Genomic DNA, 15,526 nt, shown 5'->3' on the forward strand with positions numbered 1-15,526 from the left:
GAGCGCTCGTCTCGACCCCAGAGACCGAAATCGATGACGACGTTGATGCCGAGCTCAAGAGCGCGCAGCCCGATCTCGATGAGCCGTCCTTCGATGACGTCCGAGGCCGACGGTGGGTTCGCGGGCCCGTAAAGGGCCTTCACCCACTCGTCCTTCGTGAGGCGGACAGCCTTCTCCTCGACCTCGATGCGCCGTGCTTCTGTGGTCTTCCCGGTGCCCGGCAGCCCTACGGTCAGGAACAGAGTCGGTCGTGTTGTCATCGCTTCCCCATCTGAGCAGTCGCGTCGTCATCGACTGGCTCGACGCTCTGGCCGCGGACATGCCGTTCATCGTGCCCGGGACACCGGGCCACCGGCGTGGCATCGCGCAACGGCCATTGAGCGACTCGGCCGCCTACGCGGGGGTGCCGTACCGGGCCGCGTTGCGCGCCCGGGCCCTGGCCGCCTCGACCTCACGGTCCCGCGGCGCGGCCTGCGTCACGAGGTCATCGAGCAGGTGCTGGGTGATGTGCGCGACCTCGGCCACGGCCGCCTCGAAGGCCGACGCATTCGCCGCGCTCGGCTTGGTCATGCCACTGACCTTGCGCACGTACTGCAGCGCGGCGGCCTGCACCTCGTCGCTCGTGGCGGGCGGCTCGAAGTTGTGCAGCGTCCTGATGTTCCGGCACATGCCCTCGACGATGCCACGCCTCACCGCCCGCGTCAGCGATACGGACCGAACTCCTCAGCCGCCGGAGACCGACAGCTCGGCCTGGGCCACCGCCGCCGCGGCCGCCTCACCCAGCTCGCGGCTCGCCAGCCACCCCTCGGGCAGGGCGACGTTGCGCGGCGAGCCGGCCCGCCCGCGCTGCCCCTCGGCGGGCTCGCCCGGCCATTCCTGGTCGAGGTCCAGGGTGCCGATCAGGTCGTCAAGGGCGTCAAGGGAGTCGACGAGCGCAAGGTTGTGCCGGACGTGCTGCCCAGCCCGGAAACCCTTGAGGTACCACGCGATGTGCTTGCGGATGTCGCGGCACGCCTTGAGCTCGGAGTCGTAGAACTCCGCCAGGTATGCCGTGTGCCTCCGCATCGTGTCCGTCACCTGTCCCAGCGTGGGCCGCACCCGCGCGGACGTGCCGGCGAAGGCCGCGGCGAGGTCGGTGAACAGCCACGGCCGGCCCAGGCAGCCCCGCCCGACGACCACACCGTCGCACCCGGTCTGCTCCACCATCGCCAGCGCGTCCTCGGCCGACCAGATGTCGCCGTTGCCCAGCACGGGGATCGAGGTCACCACGTTCTTCAGCGCCCGGATCGCCGGCCAGTCCGCCTGCCCCGAGTACGCCTGCGCGGCGGTGCGCGCGTGCAGCGCCACGGCGGCGACACCCTCACCCTCGGCGATCCGCCCGGCCTCGAGGAACGTCAGGTGGTCGGTGTCGATGCCCTTGCGCATCTTGATGGTGACCGGCACGTCATACGGGCTGGCCTCCTGGACCGCCCCGCTGACGATCGCGCGGAACAGCTCGGTCTTCCACGGCAGGGCCGCTCCCCCACCCTTGCGGGTGACCTTGGGGACCGGGCAGCCGAAGTTGAGGTCGATGTGGTCGGCGCGGTCCTCGGTGACCAGCATCCGCACCGCAGCCCGCACCGTGGCGGGGTCGACGCCGTAGAGCTGGATCGACCGGGGGTTCTCCTCGGGGTCGTGCTGGATCAGCCGCATCGACTCCGGCGTGCGCTCGACCAGCGCCCGCGAGGTGATCATCTCGCTGACGTAGAGCGAGGTCCCTCCGCTCGCACCCATGCCGGCGTCGCCGTACTCGCGGCACAGCCGGCGGAACGCGCGGTTGGTGATGCCGGCCATGGGCGCCAGCACCACGGGCGACTCGATGGTGTGGCGGCCGATCTGCAGGGGCGGGAGGACAGCGGTCATGGTGGGCCCGATTCTCTCAGGCCGCGCGAGCGGGGCCGAACGGAGTCACCCCCGGGGCGGAACGTCCCTACCGCAGGAGACGTATGCCGCGCAGCATGTCCGCGTGACCCCGCGCCCCTCGGGGTCCTCGCGGAAGGCAGTGCGATGAAGAAGAGCTTCGCCGAGCTGCAGGCCGGCCTCGGTCACGCCCTGGCGGCCAACACCGAGGGCTCCGGCACGCCACACGTGGTGATCGCCCTGCCCTCCTACAGCGCCAGCGACTCGTTGCTGCGGCACTACGGCGAGCGCATCCTCGCCCTGGAGCACCGCTACCTGCTGGCGACCCTGATGACCCACCGGCTGGAGCACGCCCGGCTGGTCCTGGTCAGCTCGATCGCGCCGACCCCCGACGTGCTCGACTACCACCGCCGGCTGGGGCCCCGGCCGCAGGCGTGGGGCGCCGGCACCCAGGTGGTGGCCCTGGAGGACACCTCGCCGCAGTCCCTGGCCGAGAAGCTGCTGCGCCGCCCCGACCTGCTGGACCGCCTGTGCCGGGCCGTGGGGGACCGGCCGGCGTTCATCGAGCCGTGGAACGTCACCGAGCACGAGGTCGCGGTCGCGGAGCGGCTGCAGCTGCCGGTCAACGGGATGGACCCCTCGCTGTGGCACCTGGGCTTCAAGGGCGCCGGGCGCAAGCTGTTCGCGCGGGCCGGGGTGCCCCTGCCCGCGGGCGTCGAGGACGTCCGCACGGTCGAGGACGTGGTGCGCGGCATCGAGGCGATCCGCGCCGCGCGCCCCGATGTGTCGGCGGTCGTGGTCAAGCACGACGACAGCTACGCCGGCGACGGCAACACGGTGGTCAACCTGCTCGAGGGCCCGGTGCCGGCGGACGCGCAGACTCTCGCGCGCCGGGTGGCGGCACTCCCCCGCGGCTACCTCGCCGAGCTCGCCCGGGGCGGCATCGTCGAGGAGCTCGTGACCGGCACCCAGGTCACGACGCCGAGCGCCCAGGTGGACCTGCTGCCCGACGGCCGCGTGGTCGTGCTGGCCACGCACGAGCAGGTCGTCGGTGGCACCAACGGGCAGGTCTTCCTCGGCTGCCGCTTCCCCGCCGACCCCGTCCACGCGGCCGAGGTCGCCCGCCACGCCCGTGCCGTGGGCGAGCAGCTGGTCGCCGCCGGGGCCCTCGGCCGGGTCTCGGTCGACTTCGTCGCCAGCCGGGACCCCTCCGGGGCCTCCCGGGTGTTCGCCCTCGAGGTCAACCTGCGCAAGGGCGGGACCACCCACCCGTATGCCGCGCTGCGCAACCTCGTGCCGGGCCGGTACGACGAGGTGCTCGGCCAGTGGGTGACCACCGCCGGGAACGCCCCGCGGGCCTACGTGTGCACCGACAACCTGCTCGACGAGTCGTGGGTGGGCCTCTCCCCCGGCCCGGTGATCGACGCCGTGCGCCGTGCCGGGCTGCAGCTGGACCACCGCTCCGGGGTCGGCGTGGTGCTGCACATGCTCTCCGGGCTGGCCATCGACGGGCGGATCGGCCTGACCGCCATCGGGCTGGACGCCGCGCACGCCCAGGAGCTGCACGACGCGGCCTGTCGGGTCATCGCGGCGACGGCGGCCGAGGTGGCACACCAGCGGCGCGTGGCCAGGCTCGCCCCCTGAGTACTGGGCGAGCCCTGCCCGCAGCTCGCCGAACCTCCGGGTCCGGTCACAGGCTCCCGAGTGCTGCCGTGAGGCGGGCCAGTGCGCCGGTGTACCCGTGTTGGGGTGGGGTGCCGTAGCCGACGACGAGGGCGGGTGCGTGGGAGCAGCCCGGGGCCTCGAAGTGCGACAGCCCGTCGACGGCGAGGCCACGGTCGGCAGCAAGCCGCACCACCGCCGCCTCCTCGACATGGTGTGGCAGCGACACGAGGGCGTGCAGTCCCGCCGGGAGCCCGTGGATCGCAGCCCCCGGCGTGGTGCGCGCCAGCGCGCTGACCAGCTGGTCGCGCCGGCGGCGGTAGGCCAGACGGCTGCTGCGCACGTGCCGGTCGTAGGCGCCGGAGCGGATCAGCTCGGCGAACGTCAGCTGGTCCAGGACGGGGGCCTGAGCCGCCACGGCAGCTTGCTCCCCGGCGACGGCGTCGACGAGGTGCGCCGGCAGGACCATCCACCCCAGCCGGAGCCCGGGGCTGAGGGTCTTGCTGGCGGTGCCGAGGTAGATCACCTGCTCGGGGGCGCGGGCCTGCATGGCACCGACGGGCCGGCGATCGTAACGGAACTCGCCGTCGTAGTCGTCCTCGATGACCAGGGCGCCGGTCGCCACGGCCCACTGCAGAAATGCTTCCCGACGGGCGGCGTCGAGAGCCATGCCGAGGGGGAACTGGTGCGCTGGTGTCAGCAGCGCGGCGTCGACGCCCTCGAGCCCCTCAGGTGCGGCCCCCAGGTCATCTACCGGGACCGGCTGTGGTTCCAGTCCTACGTGTGCCAGCAGGTCGCGGTGCTGCCGGTGGCCGTGGGACTCCACGGCGATCCGACGGGCGCCCTGCGCCTGGAGGACCGAGCCGACGAGCCAGAGGCCCTGGGTGAAACCCGCGCACACCACCACCCTGTCGGGGGTGACGCGCAGCCCGCGCGCCCTGGACAGATAGGCGGCGAGGGCCTCGCGCAGGCTGGACAGGCCCTGGGGGTCGCCGTACCCGAACGCCTCGACCGGCGCCGCGTTGATGGCGACCCGTGAGGCGGCCAGCCAGGCCGCACGGGGAAACGACGAGACGTCGGGGTGCCCGGCCCGCAGGTCGTAGGGCAACCGCGGTGGGCGGGGTGGGCGCTGTGGCTGACGGTCCGTCCTCGGGATCGAGCCTGCCACACGGGTGCCGGAGCCCTGACGGGCGGTGAGCCATCCCTCGGCCACGAGCTGCCCGTAGACCTCGGTGACCGTGTTGCGGGCGATGCCGAGGTCAGCGGCCAGGGCTCGGGACGGCGGCAGCACGGCGTCCGGGGGCAACCTGCCGTCCTGGACCGCCTCGCGCAGGGCGTCCTCCAGTGCGGCACGAACCCGCGGACCGCGCAGGTCGAGGTGCAGGTCACGTCCGGAAATGGCCCACTTCGTGGTCACGAACGAGAATTGTAGTGATGGGCCGATTGGCGCCGAGCATGGCGATCTGCAGCGTGCCCGCCTTCTGGGTCGCGGAATTGGACCAAGTTCAGGGGGCTGCAATGGACCTTCATCCTGCGCCTATCGCGTCCTAGGGTCCGTGACATGACCACAGCCACGACTCCGTCCCCACTCGCCTCACCCGCTGACTCCGCGGTGCTGTCCGCCACGGTCTATGTCGACCCGTCGTGTCCCTTCGCGTGGATCACCAGCCGGTGGCTCGCCGAGGTCGAGGCCGGGAGCGGGCTGGCGGTGGACCTGGAGCTGATGAGCCTGTCGGCTGTCAACGAGGGCCGTGAGCTCGAGGCGTGGTACCGCGACTACAACGAGCGCGCGTGGGGCCCGGCCCGGGTCGCGGCGGCCATCCTCGCCACGCCGGCCTACGCTAGCCAGTGGGCCTGCTTCTACGCGGCCTTCGGGCAGCGACGGCACGTCGGGGGTGACCGCGACGACGCGAGGAACATCGCCCTGACCCTCGCCGAGCTGGGCCTGCCGGCCGAGCTGTCCGACGCGGCCGGGGACTGCTCCTGGGACGCCGACCTGCGCCGGCGCACGGCGACGGCCACCGCGCCACTGGCCGGTGAGGGTGGCACCCCGGTCGTCCACGTCAACGGGCGGGCATTCTTCGGGCCGGTGCTGACCGAGATCCCCCGGGGGGCGATGGCGGTCAGGCTCTGGCAGGCCATGACCGTGCTCACGACCACTCCCGGTTTCAGCGAGGTCAAGGGCGCCCGCGATGACCAGCTCCGCACCCACTGACCCACAGCCCGGCACCTGCGGCGGGCGCAGCGGGCGCACACCACTGCTCAGGCTGGAGACGACGTCATCGGGCTCGGAGCCGTGCGCCTCTTGTCCCGCACGGAGCGCCGCGTGACCATCCCCGCAACAGACCAGCACCGCCGCGCCCAGCAGCTGCGGGACCTGCACCGTGGCCCGACACTGCTCCACCTCGTGAACGTGTGGGACGTGGCCTCGGCGCTGGCCGTTGCCCGCGTACCAGGAACCATGGCGATCGCGACCGCGTCGGCCGCGATCGCCGCGAGCCACGGGTACGAGGACGGCGAGAACATCCCCCTCGACCTGCACCTGGCAGTCCTGCGCCGCATCTGCTCGAAGGTCGACCTACCGGTCACCGCCGACCTCGAGGGCGGCTACGGCGACGTCTCATCCACCGTGGGCGCAGCCATCGAGGCCGGCGTAGCCGGGGTCAACCTGGAGGACGACATGTGCCCTCTCGAGGCCATGCAGACACGCATCAGCGACGCCGTCGGTGCGGGGCGATCACGTCAGGTGCCGATCGTCATCAACGCCCGTACCGACGTCTACCTCAAGCACACCGACTGGGACGAGGACGCCAGGATCACTGAAGCCGTGTCCCGGGGCCGCGCCTACCTGGCCGCCGGCGCGGACTGCGTCTTCGTCCCCGGCTGCGTCCAGCCCCGGTCGATCGCAGCCCTGGTCGCCGGGTTGGGCCCAGGCAGGCTCAGCCTCCTCGCGGTGCCGGGCCTCGACACGGCTGCCGTCCAGGACCTCGGAGTCGCCCGGCTCTCGCACGGCCCCTACCCCCAACGCGCGGCCCTGGAGGCCCTCGCGGAGCATGCCCGGCGCGCCGCTGCCGCGGCTACCCGGACGCCCCCCGGGTAGCCGGGTCAGGATAGCCGCCGTCAGAGCCAGCCGTTGTCCTCGGCGATCCGCACGGCCTCGGCCCGGGTCCGCGCGCCCGTCTTGCCGATCACCGACGACAGGTGGTTGCGGACCGTCCCCTCAGACAGGAACAGCTCGCGGGCGAGGTCGGCCACCGTGCCGCCGTCGCGCGCGGCTCTGGCCACCTCCGCCTCGCGTGTGGTCAGCGGTGACTCGCCACTGACCAGGCTGTCGGCTGCGAGCGCTGGGTCGACCACCCGGAGGCCGGAGTGCACCCGGCGGACCGCGTCGGCGAGCTGGCGCGCCGGGGTGTCCTTGACGACGAACCCGGACGCCCCGGCCTGCAGCGCCCGGCGCAGGAACCCAGGGCGGCCGAACGTCGTCACGATGAGCACCCGCACCCCGGGCATCGCCTCCCGCAGCGCCTGCGTGGCGGCGATGCCGTCCATGCCGGGCATCTCCACGTCGAGCAGGGCCACGTCGGGACGGTGCTCCCGCGCCGCCCCGACGACCTCGTCACCGCTGGCGACCTCGGCCACGACCGACAGGTCGGGCTCGAGGTCGAGCAGCGCGGCCAGCGCACCCCGCACCAAGGCCTGGTCGTCGGCGAGCAGCAGGCGGATCGTCATGACACTGTCCCGGCGATGATCTGCATCGAAAATCCTTGTGGCTCAACGGTCCTGGTCATCAGCATGGCGCCAAGGGCCGTCGCCCGCTCCTGCAGCCCACGCAGCCCGTTGCCCGAGCGCTCCAGGACTTCCGCGTCGCTCGGACCCCGGCCGTTGTCGAGCACCTCGACGGTGTCGGGGGTCAGCCGGATCGTGCAGCGGGTGGCCGCGCTGTGCCGGATGACGTTGGTGACCCCCTCGCGCACGCCCCACGCGAAGAGCTCGCGCAGGTCTCCGGGGACCACGTCCGTCGACGTCGGCAGGTCGGCGTCGATCTCTGCGGCCTGCAAGGCCGCCCGCGCCCGGGCGAGCTCCCCCGGGAGGGTCAGCTCGCGATACCCCTCGACGGCGCGGCGGACATCGACGAGCGCGTCCCGCGAGAGGCGCTCGAGGTCAGCCACCTCCGCGCGGGCGCGCTCGGGGTCGACCTCCAGGAGCCGCCCCGCGAGCTCGGCTTTGACCGTGATCACCGTCAGGGAGTGCCCGAGGATGTCGTGCAGGTCCCGAGCCACCCGGTTGCGCTCCTCCTCCACGGCGAGTCGCGCGTTCTCCTCACGGGCCCGTGACAGGTCGATGTTGCGGCGGATGAGCTGGCTGACGCCCCACATCGCCACCGCCGCGAGGAAGATCGACAGCAGCAGGCTCGGCAGTGGCTGCCAGCCGGGGACCAGCGTGCTGAGGGCCAGGGTGGTCCCGGCCAGGAGGAGCACCGCCACGACGGCGGCACGCGTGGGCAGGAACATCACCGCGGTGACCGTGAGGTAGACCGAGGTCGCGAGCCCGGACTCCCCGAGTGTCAGGCACATGACGGCAGCCAGGGTCAACAGGAGCAGCAGCATCGCGGCCCCCACCGGCTGGGGCACCGCGCCCGCCCGCAGGCTGCGTCCCCGGACCACCGCGAACGCCACGACGTAGGCGGCGGCAAACAGGATCGTGGCAACCATGCCGACCCAGCCCTGCCAGGTGTCGCGGTGCTGCCACCCGGCCTGGAGCGGATCGAGCAGGAACACCAGCCAGATCACGGAGAACAGGTAGCCGACGCGGCGGGGTCGCCCCGCCGCGTCGGGTCCTGCCCAGCGGTCGAACGAACTCATGCCGCTCACGCTAGTCACGGCGACGTCCTGCGTCTCAGACCCGCGCCGTGTCCTTGCGGAACCGCCACGCGGCGCCGGCGACGAAGATCGCCAGCCAGACGAGGACGTTGACGACCCACAGGAAGTCGAACGACGTGCCCGTCAGCGGCGCGTGCACCAGCTGGTTGACGCCGTACATCGGGGTGAGCTCGGCGATGTGCCGGAAGGTGCTGCCCATCTGCTCCAGCGGGATGAACAGGCCGCCGCCGAAAGCGAGCAGCGCCAGCACCGGGCCCAGGATCTGCATGACGTTGTCGCTCGGCAGCGGGTAGCCCATGAACAGCCCGAACGCCGCGAACACCAGCGACCCGATCCAGCCGATGAGGCCGGTGACCAGCCAGAGGTGGGCGTCCATCTTCGCGTGGGTGAAGGCACCGACGGCGTAGGTGACGGCCACCGAGGCCAGGCCCATGGTCATCGCGGTAACCATCTTGGTCGCCACGTAGGCCACCGGGGACAGCGGCGTCAGCCGCAGCTGCCGGCTCCAGCCGAGCGAGCGCTCGATGGAGACCATGGCCCCGCCACTGGTCGTGGCGAGCATGGCGCCGTAGACGGCCATGCTGATCATCACGTAGGCCGCGCCGTTGCCGTGCCCGACGTTGTCGTTCGAGTAGTTCTGCCCCACGCCGAAGATGAGGAAGAACACCACGGGCATGACGACGGTGAAGATGACGGCCCGGCGGTTGCGCATCAGGCGGCGCAGCTCGATCCTCAGCAGGGTCGGGCTGAAGCCGCCCATCGGCGGCACGTGCCGCTCCTCGCGGCTGCCCAGCGTGGTCGTGGTGGCGGTCATCGGGTCACGTCCTCGGTCTCGTCATCGCCGGTCAGGGCGACGAAGGCGTCCTCGAGCCCGCGCGCGGTGATCTCCAGGTCGCGGGCATCGGTGGTGGTCAGCAGGTGGCGCGCCACGGCGTCGGTGTCGCGCGAGTGGATCAGCACGGTGTCGCCGCGAACCTCGATGCCCTCGGCACCGGGTATGCCGCGCAGCGTCGCCTCGGTCGCCCCGGGCACGGTGGCCCGGAGCGTGCGGCCTGAAGCCATCGCCTTGATCTGGGCGGGGGTGCCGTCACCGACGACCATTCCCTTGCGCACCAGCACGATCCGGTCGGCGTAGGAGTCGGCCTCCTCAAGGTAGTGCGTCGCGAACAGCACCGTGCGACCCCGCTCGGCGTCCTCGCGGATGGCCGACCAGAACGAGCGCCGGGACTCCACGTCCATGCCCGTCGTCGGCTCGTCGAGGATGACCAGCTCGGGGTCGGACAGCAGGGCCATCGCGAAGCGCAGCCGCTGCTGCTCCCCGCCGGAGCACTTGCCGACGAGCCGGTCGGCGATCTCGGTGATGCCGGCACGCGCCAGGGCCTCGTCCACCGGACGGCTCTGCGCGAACAGACTCGCGGTGTAGGTCGCCGTCTCCCGGACGGTCAGGTCCTTGAGCAGTCCGCCGGTCTGCATGACCGCGGAGACCATCCCCCGGCGAATCGCCTGGTAGGGCTCCATCCCGAACACGGACACCTCGCCGGCGGTCGGCGCCGACAGGCCCAGGACCATGTCGATGGTCGAGGTCTTGCCGGCGCCGTTGGGGCCGAGGAAGGCGACGATCTCGCCGGGCCGCACCGTCAGGTCAATGCCCCGGACCGCCTCGACGGACCCGAAGCTCTTGCGCACCCCGCGCAGGCTGATCGCGTCAGCCCGGGAGGCGCCCACCCCTGCGGAGTCCCGTCGGGACTCCAGTGAAGTCGTTGTCATGGCAGTGATCCTGTCGCGCGCGGCGACCGGGCACGCCCGACGCGCGTCACGGCATACCCATGACATCCGTCAGGCTGGCGACATGGTGAGCCCCGGCACCCCCGTGGGGCGCCGGGGCTCAGCCGGGGGGCTGCGGCCTCAGCAGCCGAGGAGCCGGCTGGCGAGCCAGCCCTCGACCTGGTCGAGGGCGACCCGCTCCTGGCTCATCGTGTCGCGCTCGCGGATCGTCACCGCGTGGTCCTCGAGGGTGTCGAAGTCGACGGTGATGCAGAACGGCGTGCCGATCTCGTCCTGGCGGCGGTAGCGGCGGCCGATGGCGCCGGCGTCGTCGAAGTCGATGTTCCAGTGCTGGCGCAGCTGCGCCGCGAGGTCCTTCGCCTTGGGCGTGAGGTCGGCGTTGCGCGACAGAGGCAGCACGGCTGCCTTGACCGGTGCGAGGCGCTTGTCGAGCTTGAGGACGACGCGCTTGTCGACCCCGCCCTTGGTGTTGGGCGCCTCGTCCTCGGTGTAGGCGTCGATGAGGAACGTCATCAGCGAACGGGACAGACCCGCTGCGGGCTCGATGACGTAGGGCGTCCAGCGCTCACCGGTGGCCTGGTCGAAGTAGGTCAGGTCCGCGCCGGAGTGCTTGGCGTGGGTCGACAGGTCGAAGTCGGTGCGGTTGGCGATGCCCTCGAGCTCGCCCCACTCCGAGCCGGCGAAGCGGAAGCGGTACTCGATGTCGACCGTGCGCTTGGCGTAGTGCGACAGCTTCTCGGGCAGGTGCTCGAAGTGGCGCAGGTTGTCCTTGTTGATGCCGAGGTCGGTGTACCAGCGGGTGCGCTCGTCGATCCAGTACTGGTGCCACTCCTCGTCCTCACCCGGCTTGACGAAGAACTCCATCTCCATCTGCTCGAACTCGCGGGTGCGGAAGATGAAGTTGCCCGGCGTGATCTCGTTGCGGAACGACTTGCCGGTCTGCGCGATGCCGAACGGCGGCTTCTTGCGCGCGGCGCCCATGACGTTGGCGAAGTTGAGGAAGATGCCCTGCGCGGTCTCGGGGCGCAGGTAGTGCAGGCCGGACTCGTCCTCGACGACGCCGAGGTAGGTCTTGAGCAGGCCGGAGAACTGCCGCGGCTCGGTCCAGGCGCCACGCGTGCCGCAGTTGGGGCAGGCGACGTCCTTGAGGTCGACGTCGTCGGGGTTGGCGATGCCCTTCTTCTCCGCGACCGCCTCCTGCAGGTGGTCGGCCCGGAAGCGCTTGTGGCAGGACTGGCACTCGGTCAGCGGGTCGGAGAACGTCGCGACGTGACCGGAGGCCTCCCACGTCTTGGTCGGCAGGATCACCGAGGAGTCCAGGCCGACGACGTCGTCACGCTGCTGCACCATGGCCTTCCACCACTGGCGCTTGATGTTCTCCTTCAGCTCGACGCCGAGGGGACCGTAGTCCCAGGCGGAGCGGGTGCCTCCGTAGATCTCACCGCACGGGAAGACGAAGCCCCTGCGCTTGCAGAGGCTGACAACGGTGTCGACGGTGGAGGTAGGAGCAGCCATGCGGCCAAGGCTATCGGCCGCGGCGCGCTCCCTACACGCGAGTATGCCGACCCCGGGCTCCCAGCCCCATGCCGCGATGGCGACGGCTTCACGGGCCCCGAAAGCGCGCACCTTCCGCGAGGGCGTTGCTGCTGCTCCTTTCGCGCGGCATTTGTCCCACAGGCCCCGCTGGTCGGCGCCTGAGCCGCACCCGCAGCACCGCGAGGGCGGACCCGTCACGGGTCCGCCCTCGCGCGCGTCCGGGCCGGGACGACCCCTCCCGTACGCTCTCCCCGTGCGAGACAAGATCGAACGCGCCAGCGTGCCCGTCCTGACATTCCTGGGCCGGCTGCCCCGCCTCGTCCCCTTCTTCATCCTGCTGGTGCTGCTGTTGGCCGGCGCCATCGCGGGCCACGCGCTCGGCTTCTTCCTCATGGGCCTGGCCGCGCTGTTCGTCGGCTGGCTGCTCTACCTCGCCTGGCCGAGCCTGACGAGCTCCGAGCGCCTCATGCGCTCGGCCGTCGTGCTGCTGGCCGCCGCCCTCGCCATCACCCAGCTGTTCCCGCGGGGCTGACCCAGCCACCCGGCAGACTCGGGTGGTTTTGACAATCATTCTCAACTAGCCGCAGACTGCGGGTATGCCGTCCCGCCTGCTCCGCCTCGCCGCTCCCCTGGCCCTCGTGGCGGCCACGGCGCTCGGCGGCTGCGCCTCGGCGACCGCCGACGACGGGCGGGTCCCGGTCGTGGCCTCCTTCTACCCGCTGGCGTTCGCCGCCGAGCAGGTCGGCGGCGACCACGTGCGCGTCACCAACCTGACCAAGCCGGGCGCCGAGCCGCACGAGCTCGAGCTCGGCCCGCGGGACGTGCTGACCGTGGCCAAGGCGCGAGTCGCGGTGTACGAGAAGGGTTTCCAGCCCGCCGTCGACGACGCCATCGCCCAGCAAGCCACCGACAACGCCCTCGACGTCGCCGGCGCCGCCCACCTCGACCTGCGCCTGGAGGGCGGCACCGACCCGCACTTCTGGCTCGACCCGACCCGCTACGCCGCGGTCGCGAACGCCATCGCCGACCGCCTCGCCCGGGTCGACCCCACCCACCGGGCCGACTACGCGGCGAACGCCCGCACCTTCACTGCGCGGCTGGCCGCCCTCGACACCACGATGCGCCGGCACCTCGTCTCGTGCCGGCAGCGGCAGCTGGTCACCAGCCACAGCGCGTTCGGCTACCTGGCCCGGCGCTACGGGTTCACCCAGGTCGGCATCACCGGCCTGAGCCCCGACGCCGAGCCCAGCCCCTCGGCCCTGGCCGACGTCGCGCGCCTGGTCCGCTCCCGCGGCGTGACCACCGTCTACGCCGAGACCCTGGCCAGCCCGGCGATCGCCGACACCGTGGCCAGCGAGACCGGAGCCCACGTCGTCACGCTCGACCCGCTCGAGGGTCTCACCGCCCGCTCCGCGGGACACGACTACTTCGCGGTGATGCAGGCCAACCTGCGCGCCCTCCAGGCCGGACAGGACTGCCCATGACCCAGACCCGCTCCACCCCGGTGATCTCCTTGCACGACGTGGCGTTCGGCTACGCCGACCGCGCCGTCCTGACCGGCGCCACGCTGGACGTGCAGCAGGGCGAGGTCCTCGCGCTGCTCGGCCCGAACGGGTCCGGCAAGAGCACGCTCGTGCGGGGGCTGCTCGGCCTGAACGACCACCTCGCCGGGCAGGTGGAGCTGTTCGGCACCCGGCTGGAGGACTTCCGCGAGCACGCCCGGCTGGGCTACGTCCCGCAGCGGCACACCCTCTCGGCCTCGGTGCGCGCCACGGTCAGCGAGATCGTGGCGATCGGGCGGCTGCCGCACCTGCGCTGGTGGGGCCGGCCGAGCCGCGCCGACCGCGCCATCATCGAGGAGTCGCTCGAGCTCGTCGGCCTGGCGGACCGCGCCGAGGCCGACGTGAGCACCCTCTCCGGCGGGCAGCAGCGCCGGGTGCTCATCGCCCGGGCGCTGGCCGCCCAGCCCGACGTGCTGGTCATGGACGAGCCGACCGCCGGCGTGGACGAGGCCAACCAGCGGGTGCTCTCGGAGGTCCTGGCCCGGCTCGCCGAGCGCGGCACGACGATGCTCATCGTCACCCACGAGCTCGAGCCGCTGCGGGACATCGTCAGCCGGATCGTGGTCGTCACCTCCGGCCGGGTCAGCTTCGACGGGACGCCGGAGCGGTTCGCCGCCGAGCGCGCCGCGCTGCCCGCCCTGGACCACGGCCACCACCACGACGACGACCCCCGGCCGGGCGCCCACCGCCCGGCGACCACCCCCGCGGCCGGCCCGCTCGACCCCGCCGGAGGCCACCGTGCTTGAGCTCCTCAGCTACGACTTCATGCAGCGGGCCCTGCTCGCCGCCCTGCTGGTCGGGATCGCCGCGCCGATGGTCGGGGTCTTTCTCGTCCAGCGCCGGCTCTCCCTCATCGGTGACGGCATGGGCCACGTGGCCCTGGCCGGCGTCGCGGTGGGCGTGCTGACCGGCACCGCCCCGGTGTTCACCGCGCTCGTGGCCGCCGTGGCCGCCGCCGTGGTCGTCGAGCTGATCCGCGCCCGTGGGCGCACCAACGGCGACGTCGCCCTGGCCGTGCTGTTCTACGGCGGCATCGCCGCCGGCGTGGTGGTGATCTCCCGGTCCAGCAACGGCACGGCCAGCAACCTCACGGCATACCTGTTCGGGGCCATCACGACGACGACCGCCACCGACCTGTGGGTCTTCGCCGGGCTGGCACTGGTCGTGGTGGCCAGCACCTGGCTGCTGCGGCCGCGGCTGTTCGCCGTGGCCAACGACGAGGAGTATGCGCGGGCCACCGGCATGCCGGTCACCGCCCTGAACATCGCGCTGGCCGTGCTCACCGCCGTCACCGTCGTGGTGGCCATGCGGGTGGTCGGCCTGCTGCTGATCAGCGCCCTGATGATCGTCCCCAACGCGGCGGCGCAGCTGCTCGCCGGCAGCTTCCGCGCGGCGATCCGGTGGGCGGTGCTCATCGGCGTCGTGGCCAGCGTCGGCGGGGTCGGGCTGTCCTTCTACGCCAACACCCCCTCGGGCGGCACGATCGTGCTGCTGGCGATCGCCGTCTTCCTCGCCGCGGCGGTCGGCACCGGGCTGCGCTCCCGCGTGGGCCGCCGGACGCACCTGCTCGCCGAGGTCCACGACCACGAGCACGGCCCCGGGTGCGGCCACCCCGCGGTGGCGCACGGCGACCACGTGGACTACCTGCACGACGGGCACCGGCACGCCCCGCACGAGGGGCACTACGACGAGCACGTCCTGGGCGCCGAGGGGGCCCCCACCGAGCACGACGAGCATGCCGCCGGCGGGAAGGTGGGCCACTGATGTCCCAGACGTCGCGACGTCCGACCCGGCAGCGCGCAGCGGTCGAGGCACTGCTGCGCGAGGCCGACGAGTTCAGCTCGGCCCAGGAGCTGCACGCGCGGCTGCGCGCGGCCGGCGACAGCGTTGGCCTGGCCACGGTCTACCGCACCCTGCAGGCGATGGCCGCCGACGGCGAGGTCGACATGCTCCGCACCGACGACGGCGAGGCGGTCTACCGCCGGTGCAGCACCGGGCACCACCACCACCTGGTCTGCCGGTCCTGTGGCGCGACCGTCGAGGTGGAGGGCCCCGCGGTCGAGCGCTGGGCGGCCCAGGTCAGCGCCGAGCACGGCTTCACCGACGTCAGCCACACGCTGGAGATCTTCGGCACGTGCGCGGCCTGCGCCGGCGCCGAGAGCTGAGCCGTCGCCAGGACCTGAGCCGTCGCCGGCGCCCGAG

Annotated in this window: 17 protein-coding genes; 8 read left to right on the plus strand and 9 right to left on the minus strand. The window is 72.4% G+C overall.

From position 1 onward, the window contains the following. The 3 genes from ACXVGS_RS02745 to dusB form a co-directional block, all read right to left on the minus strand. A partial coding sequence (locus tag ACXVGS_RS02745; protein WP_458536599.1) for an AAA family ATPase occupies positions 1–260 on the minus strand: 260 nt, incomplete at its 3' end. Between the two features lie 133 nt (positions 261–393). After that, entirely contained in the window at positions 394–669 is a 276-nt protein-coding gene (locus tag ACXVGS_RS02750) for a DUF2277 domain-containing protein (RefSeq protein WP_458530872.1), read from the minus strand. A 54-nt stretch (positions 670–723) separates the two neighbouring features. Beyond that, positions 724–1,902, minus strand: coding sequence for a tRNA dihydrouridine synthase DusB (gene dusB / locus ACXVGS_RS02755; protein WP_458531829.1), 1,179 nt, complete (start codon positions 1,900–1,902; stop codon positions 724–726). A 144-nt stretch (positions 1,903–2,046) separates the two neighbouring features. Between dusB and ACXVGS_RS02760 the strand changes: the two genes are divergently transcribed. Further along, entirely contained in the window at positions 2,047–3,543 is a 1,497-nt protein-coding gene (locus ACXVGS_RS02760; protein ID WP_458530874.1) for a peptide ligase PGM1-related protein, read from the plus strand. Between the two features lie 46 nt (positions 3,544–3,589). Here ACXVGS_RS02760 and pdxR read toward each other — a convergent pair whose 3' ends face one another. Continuing rightward, positions 3,590–4,978, minus strand: coding sequence for a MocR-like pyridoxine biosynthesis transcription factor PdxR (gene pdxR / locus ACXVGS_RS02765; protein ID WP_458530875.1), 1,389 nt, complete (start codon positions 4,976–4,978; stop codon positions 3,590–3,592). A gap of 144 nt (positions 4,979–5,122) precedes the next feature. On the opposite strand from pdxR, the gene ACXVGS_RS02770 reads away from it, so the two are divergent. After that, complete coding sequence (locus tag ACXVGS_RS02770; RefSeq protein ID WP_458531830.1) at positions 5,123–5,776, plus strand: mycothiol-dependent nitroreductase Rv2466c family protein; 654 nt, start codon at positions 5,123–5,125, stop codon at positions 5,774–5,776. A 111-nt stretch (positions 5,777–5,887) separates the two neighbouring features. Continuing rightward, a complete protein-coding gene (locus ACXVGS_RS02775) occupies positions 5,888–6,661 on the plus strand; it encodes an isocitrate lyase/PEP mutase family protein (RefSeq protein ID WP_458531831.1) in 774 nt (257 codons plus the stop codon). 20 nt (positions 6,662–6,681) lie between these two features. Here ACXVGS_RS02775 and ACXVGS_RS02780 read toward each other — a convergent pair whose 3' ends face one another. The 5 genes from ACXVGS_RS02780 to ACXVGS_RS02800 all read right to left on the minus strand — a co-directional run bounded on the left by ACXVGS_RS02780 (position 6,682) and on the right by ACXVGS_RS02800 (position 11,741). Continuing rightward, positions 6,682–7,290 (minus strand): response regulator, encoded by a 609-nt coding sequence (locus ACXVGS_RS02780; protein ID WP_458531832.1) that lies wholly within the window; start codon positions 7,288–7,290, stop codon positions 6,682–6,684. After that, a complete protein-coding gene (locus ACXVGS_RS02785) occupies positions 7,287–8,423 on the minus strand; it encodes a sensor histidine kinase (protein ID WP_458531833.1) in 1,137 nt (378 codons plus the stop codon). The genes ACXVGS_RS02780 and ACXVGS_RS02785 overlap by 4 nt, the downstream gene beginning before the upstream one ends. Positions 8,424–8,457: 34 nt before the next feature. After that, positions 8,458–9,255: an ABC transporter permease gene (locus tag ACXVGS_RS02790; protein ID WP_458536600.1), complete on the minus strand. Its 798-nt coding sequence runs from the start codon at positions 9,253–9,255 to the stop codon at positions 8,458–8,460. Next, positions 9,252–10,208, minus strand: coding sequence for an ABC transporter ATP-binding protein (locus ACXVGS_RS02795; protein ID WP_458530881.1), 957 nt, complete (start codon positions 10,206–10,208; stop codon positions 9,252–9,254). Before ACXVGS_RS02795 ends, ACXVGS_RS02790 begins: the two co-directional genes overlap by 4 nt. Positions 10,209–10,346: 138 nt before the next feature. Next, entirely contained in the window at positions 10,347–11,741 is a 1,395-nt protein-coding gene (locus ACXVGS_RS02800; RefSeq protein WP_458531834.1) for a glycine--tRNA ligase, read from the minus strand. Positions 11,742–11,817: 76 nt separating this feature from the next. Here ACXVGS_RS02800 and ACXVGS_RS02805 point away from each other — a divergent pair, with 76 nt between their 5' ends. From ACXVGS_RS02805 to ACXVGS_RS02825, 5 genes are all read left to right on the plus strand, one after another. Continuing rightward, the gene (locus ACXVGS_RS02805; RefSeq protein WP_458533537.1) at positions 11,818–12,294 is read left to right on the plus strand and encodes a DUF6703 family protein; all 477 of its coding nucleotides are present in this window, start codon (positions 11,818–11,820) and stop codon (positions 12,292–12,294) included. A gap of 64 nt (positions 12,295–12,358) precedes the next feature. Further along, complete coding sequence (locus ACXVGS_RS02810) at positions 12,359–13,246, plus strand: metal ABC transporter substrate-binding protein (RefSeq protein ID WP_458535254.1); 888 nt, start codon at positions 12,359–12,361, stop codon at positions 13,244–13,246. Next, entirely contained in the window at positions 13,243–14,070 is an 828-nt protein-coding gene (locus ACXVGS_RS02815; RefSeq protein ID WP_458530716.1) for a metal ABC transporter ATP-binding protein, read from the plus strand. The genes ACXVGS_RS02810 and ACXVGS_RS02815 overlap by 4 nt, the downstream gene beginning before the upstream one ends. Beyond that, positions 14,063–15,088 carry a metal ABC transporter permease gene (locus tag ACXVGS_RS02820; RefSeq protein ID WP_458530717.1) on the plus strand — a complete coding sequence of 342 codons (1,026 nt, stop codon included), beginning with the start codon at positions 14,063–14,065 and terminating at the stop codon, positions 15,086–15,088. Before ACXVGS_RS02815 ends, ACXVGS_RS02820 begins: the two co-directional genes overlap by 8 nt. After that, complete coding sequence (locus ACXVGS_RS02825) at positions 15,088–15,489, plus strand: Fur family transcriptional regulator (RefSeq protein ID WP_458530718.1); 402 nt, start codon at positions 15,088–15,090, stop codon at positions 15,487–15,489. The genes ACXVGS_RS02820 and ACXVGS_RS02825 overlap by 1 nt, the downstream gene beginning before the upstream one ends. The last annotated feature ends 37 nt before the right edge of the window (positions 15,490–15,526 follow it).

It is taken from the genome of Oryzihumus sp. (genome assembly GCF_054325275.1).

Excerpts from the sequence above, each read along its gene's own strand:
- ACXVGS_RS02750 (WP_458530872.1), bottom strand. The coding sequence starts at position 669 with ATGTGCCGGAACATCAGGACGCTGCACAACTTCGAGCCGCCCGCCACG.
- dusB (WP_458531829.1), bottom strand. The coding sequence starts at position 1,902 with ATGACCGCTGTCCTCCCGCCCCTGCAGATCGGCCGCCACACCATCGAG.
- ACXVGS_RS02760 (WP_458530874.1), top strand. The coding sequence starts at position 2,047 with ATGAAGAAGAGCTTCGCCGAGCTGCAGGCCGGCCTCGGTCACGCCCTG.
- ACXVGS_RS02770 (WP_458531830.1), top strand. The coding sequence starts at position 5,123 with ATGACCACAGCCACGACTCCGTCCCCACTCGCCTCACCCGCTGACTCC.
- ACXVGS_RS02780 (WP_458531832.1), bottom strand. The coding sequence starts at position 7,290 with ATGACGATCCGCCTGCTGCTCGCCGACGACCAGGCCTTGGTGCGGGGT.
- ACXVGS_RS02785 (WP_458531833.1), bottom strand. The coding sequence starts at position 8,423 with ATGAGTTCGTTCGACCGCTGGGCAGGACCCGACGCGGCGGGGCGACCC.
- ACXVGS_RS02790 (WP_458536600.1), bottom strand. The coding sequence starts at position 9,255 with ATGACCGCCACCACGACCACGCTGGGCAGCCGCGAGGAGCGGCACGTG.
- ACXVGS_RS02795 (WP_458530881.1), bottom strand. The coding sequence starts at position 10,208 with ATGACAACGACTTCACTGGAGTCCCGACGGGACTCCGCAGGGGTGGGC.
- ACXVGS_RS02800 (WP_458531834.1), bottom strand. The coding sequence starts at position 11,741 with ATGGCTGCTCCTACCTCCACCGTCGACACCGTTGTCAGCCTCTGCAAG.
- ACXVGS_RS02805 (WP_458533537.1), top strand. The coding sequence starts at position 11,818 with ATGGCGACGGCTTCACGGGCCCCGAAAGCGCGCACCTTCCGCGAGGGC.
- ACXVGS_RS02810 (WP_458535254.1), top strand. The coding sequence starts at position 12,359 with ATGCCGTCCCGCCTGCTCCGCCTCGCCGCTCCCCTGGCCCTCGTGGCG.
- ACXVGS_RS02815 (WP_458530716.1), top strand. The coding sequence starts at position 13,243 with ATGACCCAGACCCGCTCCACCCCGGTGATCTCCTTGCACGACGTGGCG.
- ACXVGS_RS02825 (WP_458530718.1), top strand. The coding sequence starts at position 15,088 with ATGTCCCAGACGTCGCGACGTCCGACCCGGCAGCGCGCAGCGGTCGAG.